At 40.7% G+C, this 16,457-nt stretch carries 18 protein-coding genes; 6 read left to right on the top strand and 12 right to left on the bottom strand.

Annotation, left to right across the window (positions count from 1 at the left end; all coding sequences use genetic code 11):
• Position 1 precedes the first annotated feature (1 nt).
• The 4 genes from E2R53_RS14180 to E2R53_RS14165 are packed head-to-tail and all read right to left on the bottom strand — an operon-like array spanning position 2 to position 4,641.
• The gene (locus E2R53_RS14180; protein WP_133312421.1) at positions 2–1,483 is read right to left on the bottom strand and encodes a Na+/H+ antiporter subunit D; all 1,482 of its coding nucleotides are present in this window, start codon (positions 1,481–1,483) and stop codon (positions 2–4) included.
• Positions 1,476–1,817 carry a Na(+)/H(+) antiporter subunit C gene (locus E2R53_RS14175; RefSeq protein WP_070876102.1) on the bottom strand — a complete coding sequence of 114 codons (342 nt, stop codon included), beginning with the start codon at positions 1,815–1,817 and terminating at the stop codon, positions 1,476–1,478. Before E2R53_RS14175 ends, E2R53_RS14180 begins: the two co-directional genes overlap by 8 nt.
• The gene (locus E2R53_RS14170; protein ID WP_133312420.1) at positions 1,817–2,254 is read right to left on the bottom strand and encodes a Na(+)/H(+) antiporter subunit B; all 438 of its coding nucleotides are present in this window, start codon (positions 2,252–2,254) and stop codon (positions 1,817–1,819) included. Before E2R53_RS14170 ends, E2R53_RS14175 begins: the two co-directional genes overlap by 1 nt.
• Positions 2,251–4,641: a Na+/H+ antiporter subunit A gene (locus E2R53_RS14165; RefSeq protein ID WP_133312419.1), complete on the bottom strand. Its 2,391-nt coding sequence runs from the start codon at positions 4,639–4,641 to the stop codon at positions 2,251–2,253. Before E2R53_RS14165 ends, E2R53_RS14170 begins: the two co-directional genes overlap by 4 nt.
• Before the next feature lie 227 nt (positions 4,642–4,868).
• Between E2R53_RS14165 and E2R53_RS14160 the strand changes: the two genes are divergently transcribed.
• Together E2R53_RS14160 and E2R53_RS14155 are read left to right on the top strand one after the other, a co-directional pair.
• A complete protein-coding gene (locus tag E2R53_RS14160; RefSeq protein ID WP_133312418.1) occupies positions 4,869–5,102 on the top strand; it encodes a hypothetical protein in 234 nt (77 codons plus the stop codon).
• A 114-nt stretch (positions 5,103–5,216) separates the two neighbouring features.
• Positions 5,217–5,774, top strand: coding sequence for a DUF5366 family protein (locus tag E2R53_RS14155; protein WP_133312417.1), 558 nt, complete (start codon positions 5,217–5,219; stop codon positions 5,772–5,774).
• Between the two features lie 34 nt (positions 5,775–5,808).
• Here the strand turns inward: E2R53_RS14155 and E2R53_RS14150 are convergent, their stop codons facing one another.
• The 3 genes from E2R53_RS14150 to E2R53_RS14140 form a co-directional block, all read right to left on the bottom strand.
• Positions 5,809–6,207, bottom strand: coding sequence for a thiol-disulfide oxidoreductase DCC family protein (locus tag E2R53_RS14150; RefSeq protein WP_133312416.1), 399 nt, complete (start codon positions 6,205–6,207; stop codon positions 5,809–5,811).
• 61 nt (positions 6,208–6,268) lie between these two features.
• A complete protein-coding gene (locus tag E2R53_RS14145) occupies positions 6,269–8,137 on the bottom strand; it encodes a transglycosylase domain-containing protein (RefSeq protein ID WP_133312415.1) in 1,869 nt (622 codons plus the stop codon).
• 111 nt (positions 8,138–8,248) lie between these two features.
• Positions 8,249–9,427: an MFS transporter gene (locus E2R53_RS14140; RefSeq protein ID WP_133312414.1), complete on the bottom strand. Its 1,179-nt coding sequence runs from the start codon at positions 9,425–9,427 to the stop codon at positions 8,249–8,251.
• Between the two features lie 239 nt (positions 9,428–9,666).
• Between E2R53_RS14140 and kapD the strand changes: the two genes are divergently transcribed.
• On the top strand, positions 9,667–10,290 hold the full coding sequence (gene kapD / locus E2R53_RS14135) for a 3'-5' exonuclease KapD (RefSeq protein ID WP_133312413.1): 624 nt from the start codon (positions 9,667–9,669) through the stop codon (positions 10,288–10,290).
• Positions 10,291–10,369: 79 nt separating this feature from the next.
• Here kapD and E2R53_RS14130 read toward each other — a convergent pair whose 3' ends face one another.
• Positions 10,370–10,753, bottom strand: a complete 384-nt coding sequence (locus tag E2R53_RS14130; RefSeq protein WP_133312412.1) for a kinase-associated lipoprotein B — start codon at positions 10,751–10,753, stop codon at positions 10,370–10,372.
• 313 nt (positions 10,754–11,066) lie between these two features.
• Between E2R53_RS14130 and E2R53_RS14125 the strand changes: the two genes are divergently transcribed.
• Entirely contained in the window at positions 11,067–11,279 is a 213-nt protein-coding gene (locus E2R53_RS14125) for a hypothetical protein (protein WP_375142574.1), read from the top strand.
• A 104-nt stretch (positions 11,280–11,383) separates the two neighbouring features.
• Positions 11,384–11,956 (top strand): superoxide dismutase family protein, encoded by a 573-nt coding sequence (locus E2R53_RS14120; RefSeq protein ID WP_133312410.1) that lies wholly within the window; start codon positions 11,384–11,386, stop codon positions 11,954–11,956.
• Between the two features lie 35 nt (positions 11,957–11,991).
• Here E2R53_RS14120 and E2R53_RS14115 read toward each other — a convergent pair whose 3' ends face one another.
• From E2R53_RS14115 to E2R53_RS14105, 3 genes are all read right to left on the bottom strand, one after another.
• A complete protein-coding gene (locus E2R53_RS14115) occupies positions 11,992–12,357 on the bottom strand; it encodes a hypothetical protein (protein WP_133312409.1) in 366 nt (121 codons plus the stop codon).
• A 49-nt stretch (positions 12,358–12,406) separates the two neighbouring features.
• Positions 12,407–13,702, bottom strand: a complete 1,296-nt coding sequence (locus E2R53_RS14110; RefSeq protein ID WP_286166273.1) for an ATP-binding protein — start codon at positions 13,700–13,702, stop codon at positions 12,407–12,409.
• Between the two features lie 175 nt (positions 13,703–13,877).
• The gene (locus E2R53_RS14105; protein WP_133312407.1) at positions 13,878–15,044 is read right to left on the bottom strand and encodes a MalY/PatB family protein; all 1,167 of its coding nucleotides are present in this window, start codon (positions 15,042–15,044) and stop codon (positions 13,878–13,880) included.
• Between the two features lie 115 nt (positions 15,045–15,159).
• Here E2R53_RS14105 and E2R53_RS14100 point away from each other — a divergent pair, with 115 nt between their 5' ends.
• Complete coding sequence (locus E2R53_RS14100; RefSeq protein WP_133313063.1) at positions 15,160–15,414, top strand: DUF1871 family protein; 255 nt, start codon at positions 15,160–15,162, stop codon at positions 15,412–15,414.
• 185 nt (positions 15,415–15,599) lie between these two features.
• Here E2R53_RS14100 and E2R53_RS14095 read toward each other — a convergent pair whose 3' ends face one another.
• Entirely contained in the window at positions 15,600–16,427 is an 828-nt protein-coding gene (locus tag E2R53_RS14095; RefSeq protein ID WP_133312406.1) for an alpha/beta fold hydrolase, read from the bottom strand.
• Positions 16,428–16,457 lie beyond the last annotated feature (30 nt).

Below are 16,457 nucleotides of genomic sequence, written 5' to 3'. Positions count from 1 at the left end.
TCTACTCCTTCAGCACGGCTTGAATATAGATTGATGGATCAAGCAGCGTTTCAGCAGCTTGAGTAATATACGGTGCAGCTGCTTCCGTTCCAACCCCAAAAGCAATAGACAGAGCAATCAGGACAGCAATTGGAAAGAGAAGACCTTTTGTTGAGCCTTTCTCCTGTTCTTTCTCAAGCTTGACTTCACCCCAGAAACCATGGATGAAAATTTTCATGATGGAGTATAGAACAAGCAAGCTTGACAGCAGTACAAATAAAGCAAAAACATATTCCCCGGCTTCAAATCCGCCCTGAATAATCTTAAGCTTCCCGACAAAACCGCTTAAAGGAGGAATTCCAGCAAGAGCAATGGCGGCGATAAAGAACATCCATGCAAGCAGAGGATGATGTTTCAGCAGTCCTCCCATTTTCCTCAAGTCGCTTGTTCCAGTAATTACAATCATGGCACCGGCAAGCATAAACAACGCACCTTTTATGATCATGTCATGAATTAAATAGTAAATAGCTCCTTCAATGCCAGGTGAATTAAAGACGGCAACTCCAAATAAAATGACGCCGACTGCGACGATAATATTATAGATCACAATCTTCTCTACATCCCAATAAGCAACCGCCCCAATCACTCCGAACAGAATGGTCAGAACAGAGAGCCATGCTAAAATCTGATGCGTATATCCGGTATCATGAATGAAGATGAGCGTATACACCCGTGTAATGGAGTACACGCCGACCTTTGTCAATAGAGCTCCGAATAAAGCTGTTACAACAGCCGGCGGTGCCTGATAAGATCCCGGCATCCAGAAGTAAAGAGGAAAGATAGCGCCCTTCATGCCGAAAACGACTAAAAATAAAATCGCGATAACAGTCAAAATGCCCGTTTGACCATTTTCACTGATCTTCTGGCTCAAATCTGCCATATTCAAGGTTCCGGTCACTGCATATAAGTAAGCAACGGTGATGACGAATAAAGCAGAAGAAAAAATGTTCACGATAATATATTTAATAGATTCCCGCAGCTGCGGCTTTGTTCCGCCAAGAACAATCAGCACATACGAGCTCATAAGCATCACTTCAAAAAAGACAAACAGGTTAAAAATGTCGCCTGTTAAAAAAGCGCCTGTTACGCCGACAATCAGGAACTGAACGGCAGGATAAAAGTAAAAACGCTCCCGTTCAGCCCCGATTGATCGGAAAGCAAACAGAATAGAAGTCAGTCCGATGATGCAGGTTGTCAGCACAAGCAGACTGGAAAACATATCTGCAACGAAGACAATTCCGTATGGAGGCGCCCAGCTTCCGATTTCCACCGTGAGGATACCATTTTCTCTGACATCCTGAACGAGCAGAAAAGATATGATAACTGCAGCAACAGAGGCAATGACGCTCATCCACTTTTGAACTGTTATATATTTATTGAAAAAGATTAAAAGAATACCTGCCAATAATGGAACAATGAGAGGCAGCATCACGATATTATTCATTATGATCATTTCCCCTTAACTGATCCATATCATCACTTCCAAGTTCCTGATACGCTCTGTAAGCTAAAACAAGCAAGAAGGATGTAACACCAAAGCTGATAACAATTGCCGTTAAAATCAAAGCCTGTGGCAGAGGATCGACATATGATGAAGCTTCTTCGCCAAGAAGCGGTGCTGCGCCTTTTTTCAATCCGCCCATAGTAAGGATTAAAAGATGTGCGCCATGGCTCAGCAAACCAGTACCTATAATAATGCGAAGCAAGCTTTTAGATAGCATTAAATAAGTTGCAGCCATAAACAAAATACCAACAACGATTGCCATTAAAATTTCCATTATTCCGTCTCTCCAATCGTCTGAATAATGGTCAGGGTTACACCGATAACAACAAGATAAACCCCAAGATCGAACAAGACTGCCGTTGCAAGCTCCGTATCCCCAAGAATCGGCAGATCAACATGACCGAATGTATGGGATAAAAACGGAACGCCGAAAAAGAAAGAACCGACGCCTGTTAAAACGGCGATCAGCAGTCCTGCTGCAGCCAGATTAATGTAATTGACCGGCAAAATATTGATGACTGTTTTTACATCATAAGCGAGCAGAAGCAGCACAATTGCAGAGGAAGTCATTAATCCTCCGACAAATCCGCCGCCAGGTGTGTAGTGTCCGGCGAAAAAGAGATAAATTGAGAAAATGATGATAATGAAGAACACAACTTTAGTAATCGTCTGCAGGATCAAGTCGTTTGTTTTGATATGTGTCTTTTTCATCCTTCCTCCCCCTTTGCCATCCGCAGTTTGACCATGCCGTAAATCCCAAGTGCAGCAATGCCAAGAACGGTAATCTCAAACAACGTATCAAATCCGCGGAAATCTACTAAGATCACGTTGACCATATTTTTACCGCCGGCTTCTGTATAACTGTTTTCAATAAAGAAAGACGAGATCGTTTCGCCGACGCGATTGCTGTTGGCGGAAATAGCAGCTAATGTGACAACAAGTCCCACTCCCAGTGAAATAAAGAAATTGACTAATCGGAAGCTGAGCTTCTTTTCTCTTTTCTTAAAAGAAGGCAGGAAGTAGAAGCAGAGCAAAAACAGCGCAACCGATACCGTTTCAATCACAAGCTGAGTAAGGGCAAGGTCAGGTGCGCGGAACAGGACAAAGAATAATGCTAAACTGTATCCTACTGATCCGAGTGCAATAATCGCAGTCAATCTGGATTTGGAAAACAAAATCGTGACCGTACCGACAATCATGGCAAAAGCAAGCACGGCTTCATAAATGCCAATTTCCGCGGTACCATCCAGACTGAATGAAAATCCGCCTTTGATAACCATTGTTCCGCCTGTAATCACAATCAGGAAAACAAAAATATAGGCCAGATAATCTCTGATAAACCCTGTCATGTAAAATCGGGTAAGCGAGTTTGAATAACGCTCCATACCGCTTAACGAAGCATCATAGAATTTATTAAGTGCAAGTTTTTTCGGGAACAAATCGTACACCTTTCTCCATTTTCCAAGAGTCAAATATCCGATTATACCAAGAGCGATAACCCCGATTGTCATCATTAATTCAGGTGAGAAGCCATGCCAGAATGTGATATGGACTTCAAATTTTTCCCCTTCAGAAAGCAGCGAAGGCATGATCGATTCTACGGCAGGCTCAATTAATGTGTAAGACAGCAGATTCGGGAAAAAGCCGAAAATCACAACAAGTGAACCTAGAATAATAGGAGAAATCAGCATGCCAAGCGGTGCTTCATGCGGCTTCTTTTCAAGCATCTCCAATTGAAAAGGGCCTGTAAAAGTTTTAAATACAAGGACCATACTGTATAAGAACGTAAAAATACTGGCGACCCAGGCGAGCACAGGGAATAATAAGCCCCATGTTTCCATGCTGAATATATCCATTTTTGTTACGTTGATCATACCGGTAAAAAACATTTCTTTACTTAAAAATCCGTTGAAAGGCGGCAGGCCGGCCATAGAGAAAGCGCCAATCACAGCGATTGTGAACGTAATCGGCATAAAGCTCATCAAACCGCCGAGCTTGCGGATATCGCGTGTCCCGGTTTCGTGGTCAACTATTCCGGCTACCATGAAAAGGCTGCCTTTAAATGTTGCATGATTAATTAAATGGAAAATAGCTGCAACAGTTGCAATGGTATAAAAATTATCATCAAGTGAATCGTAATGAAGAGCGGCTGCCCCAACTCCGAGCAATGACATGATTAACCCAAGCTGACTCACCGTTGAGAAAGCGAGAATCGCTTTTAAATCAGTCTGCTTCACAGCATTTAATGATCCCCAGAACAGAGTAATGATTCCAAAGATGCTGACAAGCCAAAACCATTCAGCCGTCATGGCAAATACAGGGCTGAACCTTGCGACAAGATAAATCCCTGCTTTGACCATTGTTGCTGAGTGCAGGTACGCGCTGACAGGCGTCGGTGCTTCCATCGCATCCGGAAGCCAGATGTAAAATGGAAATTGCGCCGATTTAGTAAAGGCCCCAAGCAAAACAAGAACAAGAGCAGGGATAAACAGCTGGTCGTTCATAATGCCTGGAACAGACTCAATCATTTCGCGGATGCTGAATGTTCCTGTCATCAAATAGAGCAGGACAAAACCCCCGAGCATTGAAAGTCCGCCAAACACGGTAATCATCATCGACTTTAATGCACCGTATCTTGATTTTTCTCTGTGGTACCAGTAGCCGATCAATAAGAAAGATGAAAGACTGGTAAATTCCCAGAACGTGTAGAGAACAATGACATTATCCGAAAGCACAACGCCAAGCATTGCTCCCATAAACATCAGCAGATAAACATAAAAGTGATTTAATTTTTCTTTTTCTTTTGAGAGATAATAAATGGAATACAAAACGACGAGCGATCCAATACCTGTAATCAGCAAAGCAAACAGCAGACCAAGCCCGTCTACATAGGCTGTAAAGTTAATGCCCAGCGATGGAATCCAATTTAAAGTGGATTGAACGGTTTCGCCAATAAATCCAAGAAAATAAACGAACAATACAATCGGCAAAACGAGCACAAACCAACCAGTATGTATGCTTCTGAAATATTTATAAAGGAAAGGTATCAGAATGGCCAGTAAAAATGGTGAGATGATAGCCGCATGTAATAACGTCATTTTTGATCCTCCTTATGATGAAATTTCACGGTCATAAGACCCTAAGTTGATTATAACGTAAAAATTTCGTTCGTGCATTCCTTACACACCTATTATTGACCACCTTTATCTGTTCTATTAAATAAGAAGAAAGAAACGAAAATCAGCCAAAAAATAACGGATTTCTTTCACTGCAGGCTTGTATATTTCCTTTTTTGAATGAGCATGCTAGGGATGAGGTGATCCATATGAATAAAAAGAAGATCATCACTGCTTCCTTTATTTTTACAGCCATGTTCAGCAGTGCATGGGCTGCAAATGAAAAGACAAAACGAACCTATATTGATCCAGATTCCTTGAGTGGAAGCAAAGCGGAAATGTCTGAAACAGAAGAGCCGTTTTATTTGTCTAATGAGGAAAAAAGGATGCTTGAGAAATTTAAGCCGAGAGAATACATTCGAATTGTGAATGTGAATAAGTAAAACAGAACGTCAGCCTTGGGACGTTCTGTTTTATATGTGGAAAAAAATTCTTGTAACCCTTATAGCTGTGAGGCATAATGAATGAGTATTCTGTCAGATTAGGAGATTCATGGAATGAAAAATACTTATTTCACCAGCTATTTTCCGCTGATCTCCATTTTGCTGTTCAGCACTTCTTTTTCTATCTCCACAGTCATGATGGTATTAAAAGTGCTTAAAAAGCTAGGTATTTACGGGGGAATGCTTGAGTTCTTTTCGGAGAATGGCATAAAATTAGCTTTATTTATAGTTTTTGCTCTTATTTATTTTATGATTTTTTCAGCATTAAAACTTATTGCAGATACAGTGACAGAGCTATCTCTGCTCTTTTTTTCAAAGGATGTGGACGGTGAGAGCCTGAAGAAAATCAGACTTGGATCGGCGTTCTATTTACTGGCAGCTGCACTTTCTCTGCTGCTCGTCCAATATGGGATCGGCATTTTCGCTGTCTTTCTGCTCGCCACACTGTGTTATTTCATTTTTGCCGTTTATCAGTTCAGCTTTTTCTTAACGTCTTTCTCTTTAATCGGACTTGTTTTATTTCATGTGCTGTTCTGGTCCATTTTTTTGTTCGGCATTCTTTATATATGCATGAGATTGTACAACAGCTTGATGGCGAGTTTGCCCGTATAGAAGAAGCCCCTCGGCTAATCCCGGGGGGCTTCTCTTATAGAAATCTTTCTCTTGTTTCTGGAGAAGGAAGGGTGCAGGCATCCTTCTTTCCAAACCATTTGTATCTGTTCTTGGCAAGAATGCTATAAACATAATCCCTGCCAGGACGGGGGATGACTATTAATACAAAGGAGAGCCTGAATAAACCTCCGAGCTCCTTTAATACGTGCAAAGCCGCAGTAGATTTGAGGTAAACCTTATCCCCATCGACGTAAACGAAGCTATCAAAGTCTTTCAAGGGGAGGCTGTTTTCAGCAAGAATTTGCTGTCCCGCATCAGACTGAAGGGAGGCAAACTTAAAAACAGCTTTTTTGTCGTGTTTTAAAACAAATTGCACAGTCCCATTACAAAAATTGCACACACCATCAAACAATAGAACTTTCCTGTTTTTCATGATTTCACCCTCAATTACATGCTTTATCTTTTCTATTCCACGAATAAACAATCTAAAACGATCAATTTTTAGTGATATCACGCCAGATGAGCTGCTGTGGAGCAGATTTGGATAACTTCTCTATGCTGGCTGATTTGTCTTTCCCAATCCACACGCCGGCTGTATAGCGGTCGGTTAAACCGACAAACCATAAATCCATAAAGTCATTTGTTGTTCCTGTTTTGCCGCCTGTATATGGAGCAGAATGCTTTGCTTTTGTTCCGGTCCCGCTTGATGTGACAGCCGATAAAAGCTTCCTCATTTCATTGTTGGTAGTGCTTTTCCACACTCTTAAAGGTTCTTCGTTCCATTGGTATAAAGAGTTCCCTTGCAAATCTGTTATTTGGACAATGGCATGACTTTTGTTGAAAACACCGTCATTTGCAAAAGCCGAATAAGCTTGTGTAAGCTCTAAAGGTGAAAATCCTTTTGTGAAGCCGCCGATTGCTGAAGGCAGAACGTAATCAGCTTCCGTTACAGCCTGGAAACCGAACGGCGTTAAATATGAATATCCTTTTTCAATGCCAACTTCATCAAGCATTCTGACTGCAGGTGTGTTGTACGATTTTTTAAAAGCTGTTTCAAGCGTCACATTTCCATATGTTTTCTCATCATAGTTTTTGGGGCAATAGTCTTTTTTACAAAAAGATTTTGCACTAATCACGGATGATGCAGAAGCATTTTTCACATCTATATACGGAACATAATCGAGCAAAGGCTTTATTGCAGAACCCGGCTGCCGGTATGCCTGATAAGCCCGGTTGAAATTGAATTTTTGATAATCTTGGCCTCCGTATAAGGCTTTTATTTGATGAGCATGATGATCAATGACCACACCAGCTCCTTGAACAGAAGAATCGCTCAGGTGATTTTTAAAAGCATCGTTCATGTTCGCCTGCATGGTTGGATCAAGAGCTGTATGGATGATCACGCCTTTTTTTACAACTTCATGCACTTTATTATTCAGCTCTTCTTCAATTACAGCTTTTTCTTCCTTGCCTGCATCGGCTGCTCTTATTGTGTAGCCTTCATTTTCAGCAATAAGGCGTTTTAGTTCATCATGTACATAGGTGACGTAGTCGGGATATCGGTCAGTCCGATGCTGCAGATTTAACCTGATTTTTTCTGCTGAAGCAGAGTTATATTGTTCCCCAGTGATATATTCACCGTCTAAAAGATTTTTAAGCAGCAGAAGCTGCCTTTTCTTTGTATGTTCAAAATGCTTGATTGGATCATATAATGCCGGATTATTCGGAATGGCACTGATGAACGCAATTTGTGCCAGCGTCAGCTTGTCGATTGGCTTGCTGAAGTAATAATTGCTTGCCATTTGAACCCCGTAGACCCCGTTATGAAAATAGACTGCGTTTAAATATCCTTCAAGAATTTCTTCTTTTGAAAAAGTTCTCTCTATGTGATAAGAGTACAGAAGCTCGCTAAGCTTCCGATTATAGGTTTTTTCGTGAGATAAAAAGACATTGCGGGCAAGCTGCTGGGTAATTGTGCTGCCGCCCTGTTCGATCGATTGGCTTTTGGCATTAATCAGGACCGCTCTCGCCATTCCGGCAGGATCAAATCCAATATGTTCATAGAATTTCTGATCCTCTGAAACGATGAAAATAGTTTTGACAGCTTCAGGGATTTTATCAAAAGGCACATACGTCCGGTTTTCCTGATTTGTGATGATTTCAGAAACGAGGGCGCCGTTTTGATCAACGATAAAACTATTTTGTGTTAGAGGAATTTCTTTTAATGGGAGCTTTTCATCTAAAACTGTTGATACAGCTTTCACATTTTTTACTTCATCCCCGGAAATCAAAAATAAATACATAAGAACGGGGCCCATGATGATCAGGCTTATCCAGCCAATTATTGAACGCAATGCTGTCACTCGCTTTATAGGTTATTGTGTACACTTTATAGTACCACCAGATGGAAGGAGATAGAAGATATTTCCTGTAAGTAGCAGCAAAAAACGCCCTCCAGTTTGGAGAGCGTGTCTTCAGCTTGCTTTTGCAAGAGCTTTCTGCTCACTGCGCAGGCTTTTCCATAATAGAATCGCACTGCATAGAAATAATCCGGCTGTAACATAAAAAACGGCAGAGATTCCGAAGCTTCCTGCTATGACTCCGCCAAGAACAGGACCAATAACATTCCCCAGAAACTTAAAGCTGACATTATAGCCAAGGACCTCTCCCTGCATAGCAACAGGTGCTGTCTGGCGGATAAATGCGGTAATGCAAGGGATGATTCCGCCAATCGCCATGCCGAATAGAAAACGGAAAATCATCAGCTGCCATAAAGTCTGAACGAGCGCCTGCGGAATAAAGCAGAAGACAGAGGCAATCAAAAGTCCAATCAGGACTCTTTCATGTCCAATCCGGTCGCCAAGAGATCCCCATCTCCTTGATGCCAGTAAATTGCCTGCACCAGTTGCAGAAAAAGCCAGTCCAGAGAAAAAGGCCAGATTGACTGGACCATGAAGCTCGCTCACATAAAGAGCCAGCAGTGGCTGAATACTGAAGTTGCCGATTTGAACAAGCAGAGTTAAGAACATGATCGTCAAGAGCAGAGGAGATTTAAAAATATGCTGAAGAACTTGTTTCCTTGTGTATGATTTCTTTTTTTCTTCTTTTCCTCTTAAAGGTGCTTCTTTAATACCAAAAGCAACAAGAAGGACTGATATGTAAATAACGCCTGCTGTTATGAAAAAGGTGTAGGTAAAACCAAACTGGTCAGCGAGAAGACCTCCAATAAGCGGTCCGAATAATCCTCCTGATACCGTCCCCATCTGAAGGGTGCCAAGTGTGCGTCCTGCGACTTCCTTTTTAGTCTGTGCTGAAATTAAAGCAAGAGAAGTTGGAATAAATCCAGTAACAGCACCCATCAACAGCCGCAGCAAAAATAACTCATGAACGGAATTTACGAACCCCATTAAAAGAATGCTTGTAGCAATTCCGGACCCTGTAATGAGCAAAATCTTTTTATAGCCAAACTTATCTCCAAATCTTCCCCAGAGAGGAGAGACAAGAAAAGCCATTAAAAAAGAGATGCCAAATACGTAGCCGGCCCATTTGCGCACATAGTCATCAGAAAAATCGCCAAATGTGCTCAAGTATAAAGACAAAAAGGGCATAATCATGGTCGCACTTGCCGCAACAAAAAAGTTAGCTGCCCACATGATTAAAAAATTTCTTTTCTGAATTGAGATAAAAAACACCTTCTTTAGTATAAAACCCCAGCAATATATTTCGTGTCCCTTAATATTATAAATCAATCCTTTCGTTTTTAGAAATAATAACTGAGCAATATTCATTATTTTTAGAAAAATAAAGCTATATTTTCCAGTTTGGTGATATAATAGTAATAAAAAGGAAATTTCTTTTTTGATGTATAAAATGAGTTGAAAGGAGGGCTCGTATGGCAGATCACCATCAATTAATTTTTATTGATTTTGAATTCACCATGCCAGAAGGAAAAGCTAACCCGCGAGGATTTTATCCGGAAATAATCGAAGTAGGAATCGTCTCCGTCATCAATCAAACCGCTCACAAACAATTTTCCTCTTATGTAAGGCCAGTTCAGTTTCCCTTTTTATCAAATCGCTGCAAATCATTTTTGAACATTTCTCAAGCACAGGTTAACTCAGGTATTTCCTTTCAGGAATTGATCACGATCTTGAAGGAGTTTGGAGATTATCCGAAGACTACCGTCGTTACATGGGGAAATATGGACATGAAGGTACTCAGGCAAAATTGCCAGAAGAACAACGCTGATTTCCCTTTCAGCGGCAAGTTCAGAGATTTATCAATGGAATACAAAAAGTTTTTTGGGGACAGAAATCAGACAGGTTTATGGAAAGCGGTTGAAGAGTATGGAAAAAAGGGAACAGGCAGGCATCATTGCGCATTAGACGATGCACTGACCACCTGCAATATTTATAACCTTGTCGAAAATGATAAACGATATCTTGAAAAACCAACGCCGACGACAATCGGAGACCGAATTGATTTTTCAAAAGTCATGAATAAATTTGCAACATAGAGCCAAATCACCTTACACGTGATTTGGCTTATTATTATTTGGCTGTGCTTTTAGCAGCAATGTTTTACAAAAGATCCTATTACTTAAAGTAATCTCCTTTTAACACCTGGATTTTCTCAAGTGACATTTTAGCCCATGGTCTTGAATCTTCCGCTAAATCATTTTCAAGTTCGGCAACTGCTTTGCCCAGAGATTCCTGATAAGAAGGGATGATGCCTTCATATTTACGGACCATGCTCTTTGGTATATTGGTTTGCTCATTCTCTGCAAGTGCTCTGCGTTCATGAAAGAGCGGGACCTCGGCTTCCTTTGGCATGTGCAAGTCTCCTTGGAGCGGATGTTTAATGACGGCCTTCACTTTTACTAAATAATGCTCCGGTCGAATGTTCGTGATTTCTCCGATATATTTCCCTGTTTTATAGATGCCTGTCACGATATCTCCTATAAAAAGTTCTTCTCTCATTTTTATGCCTCCTGTTTTTATTTGGTGCAAATCCCCATTTTTATTTTTGAGAATTATTTAATCATAATGTGTACAGATTTCAGTTTAAGATTTATGTATCATTCGCCTTGAAGTGCCAGCGAGGCGGTTCCGCTTTTCTTTATGTTTAGCTCCACCTCCCAACTCCTCGGCCAGAACGAATCCTTATCTGTCTTTCGGAGCTAAACGGTCGGTTCCACTTTTCTAATTATACCACCAATTAATGCGAACTTTTTGTGACAGGAGTGGAGCTTGTGGTTAAAACTTGTTATAGTTAAGTGGATAAAGGTAAGGAGTGATCGTTTTGTTAAACGCTTTCATATTTGGTTTGTTTCTCTATTTTCCTGAAGACAAGTCTGAGTATCTTCCAGCTGGAATTACGATGTTCATCTTTTTTGTTGCTGCTGTAGCAGCGTTCATGCTTATTAAAAAAATCTCGAAAAAAGAAGAATTGAAAGCGGAGGAGTTCGAACAAAACCTTAAAGCCGCTCATAAAAATAAATTGTAAGATAAAAGCCAATTCCAATATCGGGGTTGGTATTTTTATTTTCCAGAATAAAATATCCACCGTATGCCGAAAATGGTAAGAAGTACATATTTCTGGAGGGAACAATGAAAAAACGTATCGTTCCGGCAGTCTTATTCCTTTCATTCTTAAGCGGGTGCATGGAAGAGGCACCGACAAAAGTAGATGTAGAAATGTTTAATGCAAGCGGCGATTCACTTGGGACGGTGAAACTCTCCGAACAGACTAAAGGCATAAAGCTGGAATTGGTTTTAGAGGGTCTTCCGCCTGGAGAGCATGGTTTTCATATACATGAAAATGCAAAATGCGAGGCGCCTGAATTTAAAAGTGCAGGCAATCATTTCAATCCTGATGAAAAGCAGCACGGTCTGCTGCATCCAGAAGGATCGCATGCAGGTGATCTGCAGAATCTGATTGCAGATGAAGACGGACTGGTTGAAGCGGAAATTGTTGCACCGGCCGTAACGCTGAAAAAAGATGCGAAAAACTCTTTGTTAATGAAAGAGGGAACAACGCTGATTATTACTGACCTCAAGGATGACGGGATGACTCAGCCATCTGGAGATTCAGGAGCACGCATCGCTTGCGGTGAAATTACAGAAAAAGAAGGAAAACGTCCTGATAAGAAGGAAGTAAAACCAGCTGAAGAAAAAAAATAATCCTAAACAGTAAAAACGGCCTTATTCGGCCGTTTTTACTTTATTTCAGCGATTTGATTACAGTCTGCTTTTACTTTTGAGAAAGGCAGTCCAAAAAATGTATAAAACTGTACAGTCGTTTCATAGCATTTCTGATCAGAGCCTTTTTGTTCTTTGATGCTCAGCACTTGCTCGTTCAGGGAAAGAGCACGCTGAAAGGAATTAAAATGAAGTGTTTGAATCGTGTCAATCGCAAGGGAAGCTTCCTGCTGCATTTCTTCATTTGGTATCGCTTGTGCGCCGTTCCCCATTTTCTGCGGGATAAAAAAGGCTGCGGTCAATAAGCATAAGGTAAGCAGAAAAATCAGCATGAATCGGTTCTTCAGAAAAAACCCCTCCTCATGTTCTTTTCGTCTGGTCACTTCTCGTCTCTATGGTCAGTTTATTATAAAAATGAAAGAAACATTCGAACTATTCAGCATCTGACTGAATCGGCAGAGATACAGTGACAGTTGTCCCTTCGCCAATGGAGCTCTGATATCGAATCGTTCCCCCGTGGTGATGAATGATGGAGAATGTGACAGTTAACCCAAGACCGGTTCCTTTTTCCTTCAGGGTAAAGTAAGGTTCCCCTAATCGTTCAAGCTGATCTGCGGTCATTCCGCTTCCATTGTCAGAAATTTTGATTCTGATGTATTCATGGGAAGAATAGGCTCTTATGAAAACTTGTCCTTCTAGATCAGGGACAGCTTCAATTGCATTTTTTAATAGATTGATAAACACTTGCTTTAATCTCGGATTATCACCATAAACGACTAAATCAGAATTGATTTTTGTTTCGATTGTGACCGTTTTGTAGTTGGCATAGGAACGCATTAATTGATCGACTTCAATCAGCAAAGAGGATAAAGAAACTTTCTCTTTTTCAAAATATTGCTGTTTCGCTAAATTTAAATAATCGGTAATAATATCCTGAGCCCGATCAAGCTCTGATAATACTAATTCGAAATAATCCTTATTTTTATGTTCGTTCTCCTGCAGTTCCTGACCCATCAATTGAATGAAACCCCTTACTACCGTTAATGGATTTCTGACTTCATGAGCAACACTGGCAGCAAGCTCGCTTATGATTGAGAGTTTTTCATTTTTGATGATCTGATAACGCATCATTGCGTTTTCACGAATGTATTCAATGGCGTATTGTGCGAGAAAAAATGCAAATAGGAGGAAAAGCCAGCCCAGCGATAAAATGACCATATTGCTTCCGGAGAAAATCATAGGAGTCAGACCAAGAGTTCCAGTTACATATAATGCAGAATATGTGACTGCGGTTTTAATCGTTGCTGTCAGCAGGATGAACATCATTTTGCGCTGTTTATTATAGAAAAACCATTTTCTTTGCAGATAGTAAGGAAGAATAATATAGAAAGGGATGGTAATCAGACTCAGCATCAGCCAATATCCGCCTGTATAAAACCGGTAGACAAATACAGTGAGAATGACCAGAGCGCCAGACAGGGGCCCTCCATATAAAATGCTGATCACGATGGGAATAGAATGCAGATCAAAACTTAAATCGTCAATAATATGAAGCGGGTAGGTCATGCAAAGAATAGCAGAAGGTGCACAAAGCAAATAAATAAGTGTTTTATTTCGGCTGGGGGGCGATTTGAAAGGCCTGCTGAGCCATGCGGTTTGATATATAAATACAGGAAAAAGAATGAATGTCATATGCAGAATTAATTCTTTAATCGATTCAATTGTCATGGTCAATGGATTCGACACCTTTACAATATTCTGAATACATTATACCATTAAAAAATTCAATATACTTCAATATGTTTCAATTTATACCCAGGGGATGTGCTGTCAAAATGACGCGCTTAATTAAACCGGATCACAGGTTAAAAAAGCCATAATCCCGGTTATGGCTTTTGCTGCTTTAAGAAAATGCTTTTTCAAGGCGTGTTAAGCCTTCAAGAACAACTGAACGGGGACAGCCAATATTCATGCGGACAAAGCCTTCACCGCCAGGCCCGTATTTAGTGCCTTCTTCAAGGGCAAGTCTTCCTTTTTCAAGCAATAATGCCTTCAATTCCGCATCTGTTTTTGAGAGGCTTCTGCAGTCAATCCAAACAAGATAGGTGGAATCCGGCTGAATCACCTTCAACTCCGGCAGTTTTTCTGCAATAAAGGAAGTGACCGTATTGACGTTGCCTTCCAAATACGCTGTTAACTCTTCAAGCCAGGGAGCGCCATAAGTATAAGCAGCTTCCATGCCTGTAATGCCGAATGTATTCAAGGTGAAAAAACCCTGTCTCTTTTGATAATCCTCATATCTCGTGCGAAGATCCTTGTTTGGAATAATAATCGCAGATGATTGCAGACCTGCAAGATTAAATGTTTTGCTTGGAGCCATGCATGTAATGGATATGTCGGCAAGCTCCTTTGAAATGGAGGCAAATGGCACGTGCTTATGGCCAAACAGCATTAAATCCGAGTGGATTTCATCTGAAACTACGATAACATGATGGGCAGCGCATAATTCGCCAAGCTTTTTCAATTCATCTGAAGACCAGACTCGGCCGCCAGGGTTATGGGGATTGCAAAGAAGCATAAGTTTAACTGCAGGGTCTGATAGCTTTTCTTCAAGATCTGCAAAATCAATCTCATATTTTCCCTGCACAAGTTTTAATTGATTATTAATGATGGTCCGGTTATTTTTTTCGGTCATGTCAAAAAAAGGATGATAAACAGGAGACTGAATGAGAACACTGTCTCCGGGATCTGTCAGTGATTGAATGGCCATGCTTAAAGCTGTCACAACACCTGAACTGAAAACAATTGATTCTTGCGTGATGTTCCAGCTGTGGCGTTTTTCCATCCAATTCTGCACGGCTTTTTTGGCTCCGAACCCTGTAGATGTATATCCGAAAATACCATGGGATGCCCGCTCTGCAAGAGCTGCAACTACTTGTTTCGGAGCCTTAAAATCCATATCCGCCACCCACATAGGCAGAACATCCTTAATGCCGAAAATTTCCTCCGTGTAATCCCACTTAACGGATTGAGTATTGTATCTGTCAGTTTTCTGATCAAAAGGATTCATTTTAACACTCCTTCTTTGCTGGTTGTGTGCATTAACGGGCGATTCCGCTTTTCTTTAATCATATCTATGATAAAATAGCTATGCAAATGAAATGGATGGGTGATCTTAAGTGGAAATGAAAGAGGCTAATGAGCAGATGCTCGAAATTTTATATAAGTGGGATCCGCTTAACTACGGTGAGGAAGCTTATGAAACAGAAGTATTCGATGTTTTGCAGGCTGTTCACGTTTCAGAAGCGTATCCACCTTTGTCCAGAAAAATTCAGGCTATATATGAATTCTCGTTTGAAGAAATCATTCCTTTAAAAGAATGTGAAAAAATAGCTATAGAATTGCTTCTTATAAAAAATAATGCAGCTTGTGAACGGTAATCGGCCGTTCTCTGCTGCATTTTTTGTTTTAAGATAAGAAAGTAAAAAGTTTTGCGCTTTGATGTCTAGCTTCACCTCCTAGCCCCTCGGCCAGAACGGATCCGTCTGTAAAGGCAAAAAGCGCCTTTACTGGCGAAGCCTTATCTGTCTGCCTGCGCTAAACTGGCGACTCCGCTTTTCGTATGTCATACACAAAATTCGAAGATCCGCTCCGATACAAAATCAGGACGCTCCTCGGGAACTAAGTGTCCTGTGTTTTTCAATGAAAAGAAATGAGAATTTGGAAGGTCTTTGTTCATGCGTTCACCGATCTGTACGGGAACGACTTTATCTTCCTGCCCCCAAATGAGCAGGCTCGGTGTTTCAATTTTTCTTAAATCTTCTGCAGATAAATCACCTTCACGGTCACGAATCATACGTGATAAAGCCATAAAAATCCTGTCATCATAAAACGGCCGAATATAGCCATCCATCATTTCCTGATCAATCAAAGAATGGTCGTAAACGACATTGCAAAGGTTTTTCCATACTCCCTGACGGCTCATAATATGTTTAATGCAAAGGTAGAAATAAGGCACATATGAGCCGAAAATAAGGGATGGATGAGATTTTTTCATATATCCTGAACTGCAGAGAAGGACAACCTTTCTGAACATTTCAGGCATTTCTTTTGAAGCGTACAAGGAAATTTGCCCGCCCATTGAATGTCCTACAAGAATGGCGTCATCCACATGAAGATTTTTTAAAAGCTCGATGACGACTTTAGCCATATTGCGGTATGAGTAAACAAATGCGATCGACTTTTCCGACTGTCCAAAAGGAGGCAGGTCAACAGCAATAATTCTATACTCATTTCTTAAATACGGAATCAGCCTCCGGTAGCTGAAAGTAGAAGAAAGAAAGCCATGAATCAAAACCATTGTAGGTTTTCCAGCGTTCTCATAGAGCTCGTAATGAACATGAATGCCTTGTATCTTCATCTTAAATTCCTGTTTATTTTCAAAAGTCACCATAGTCATTCACTCCAGCATTTATTCTGAATT

Origin of the sequence: Peribacillus frigoritolerans, assembly GCF_004358755.1 — a bacterium.
GTDB lineage: Bacteria > Bacillota > Bacilli > Bacillales > Bacillaceae > Bacillus_P.
Note: the sequence above shows the minus strand (reverse complement) of the source record. Positions and strands in the feature narration are given on the sequence as shown.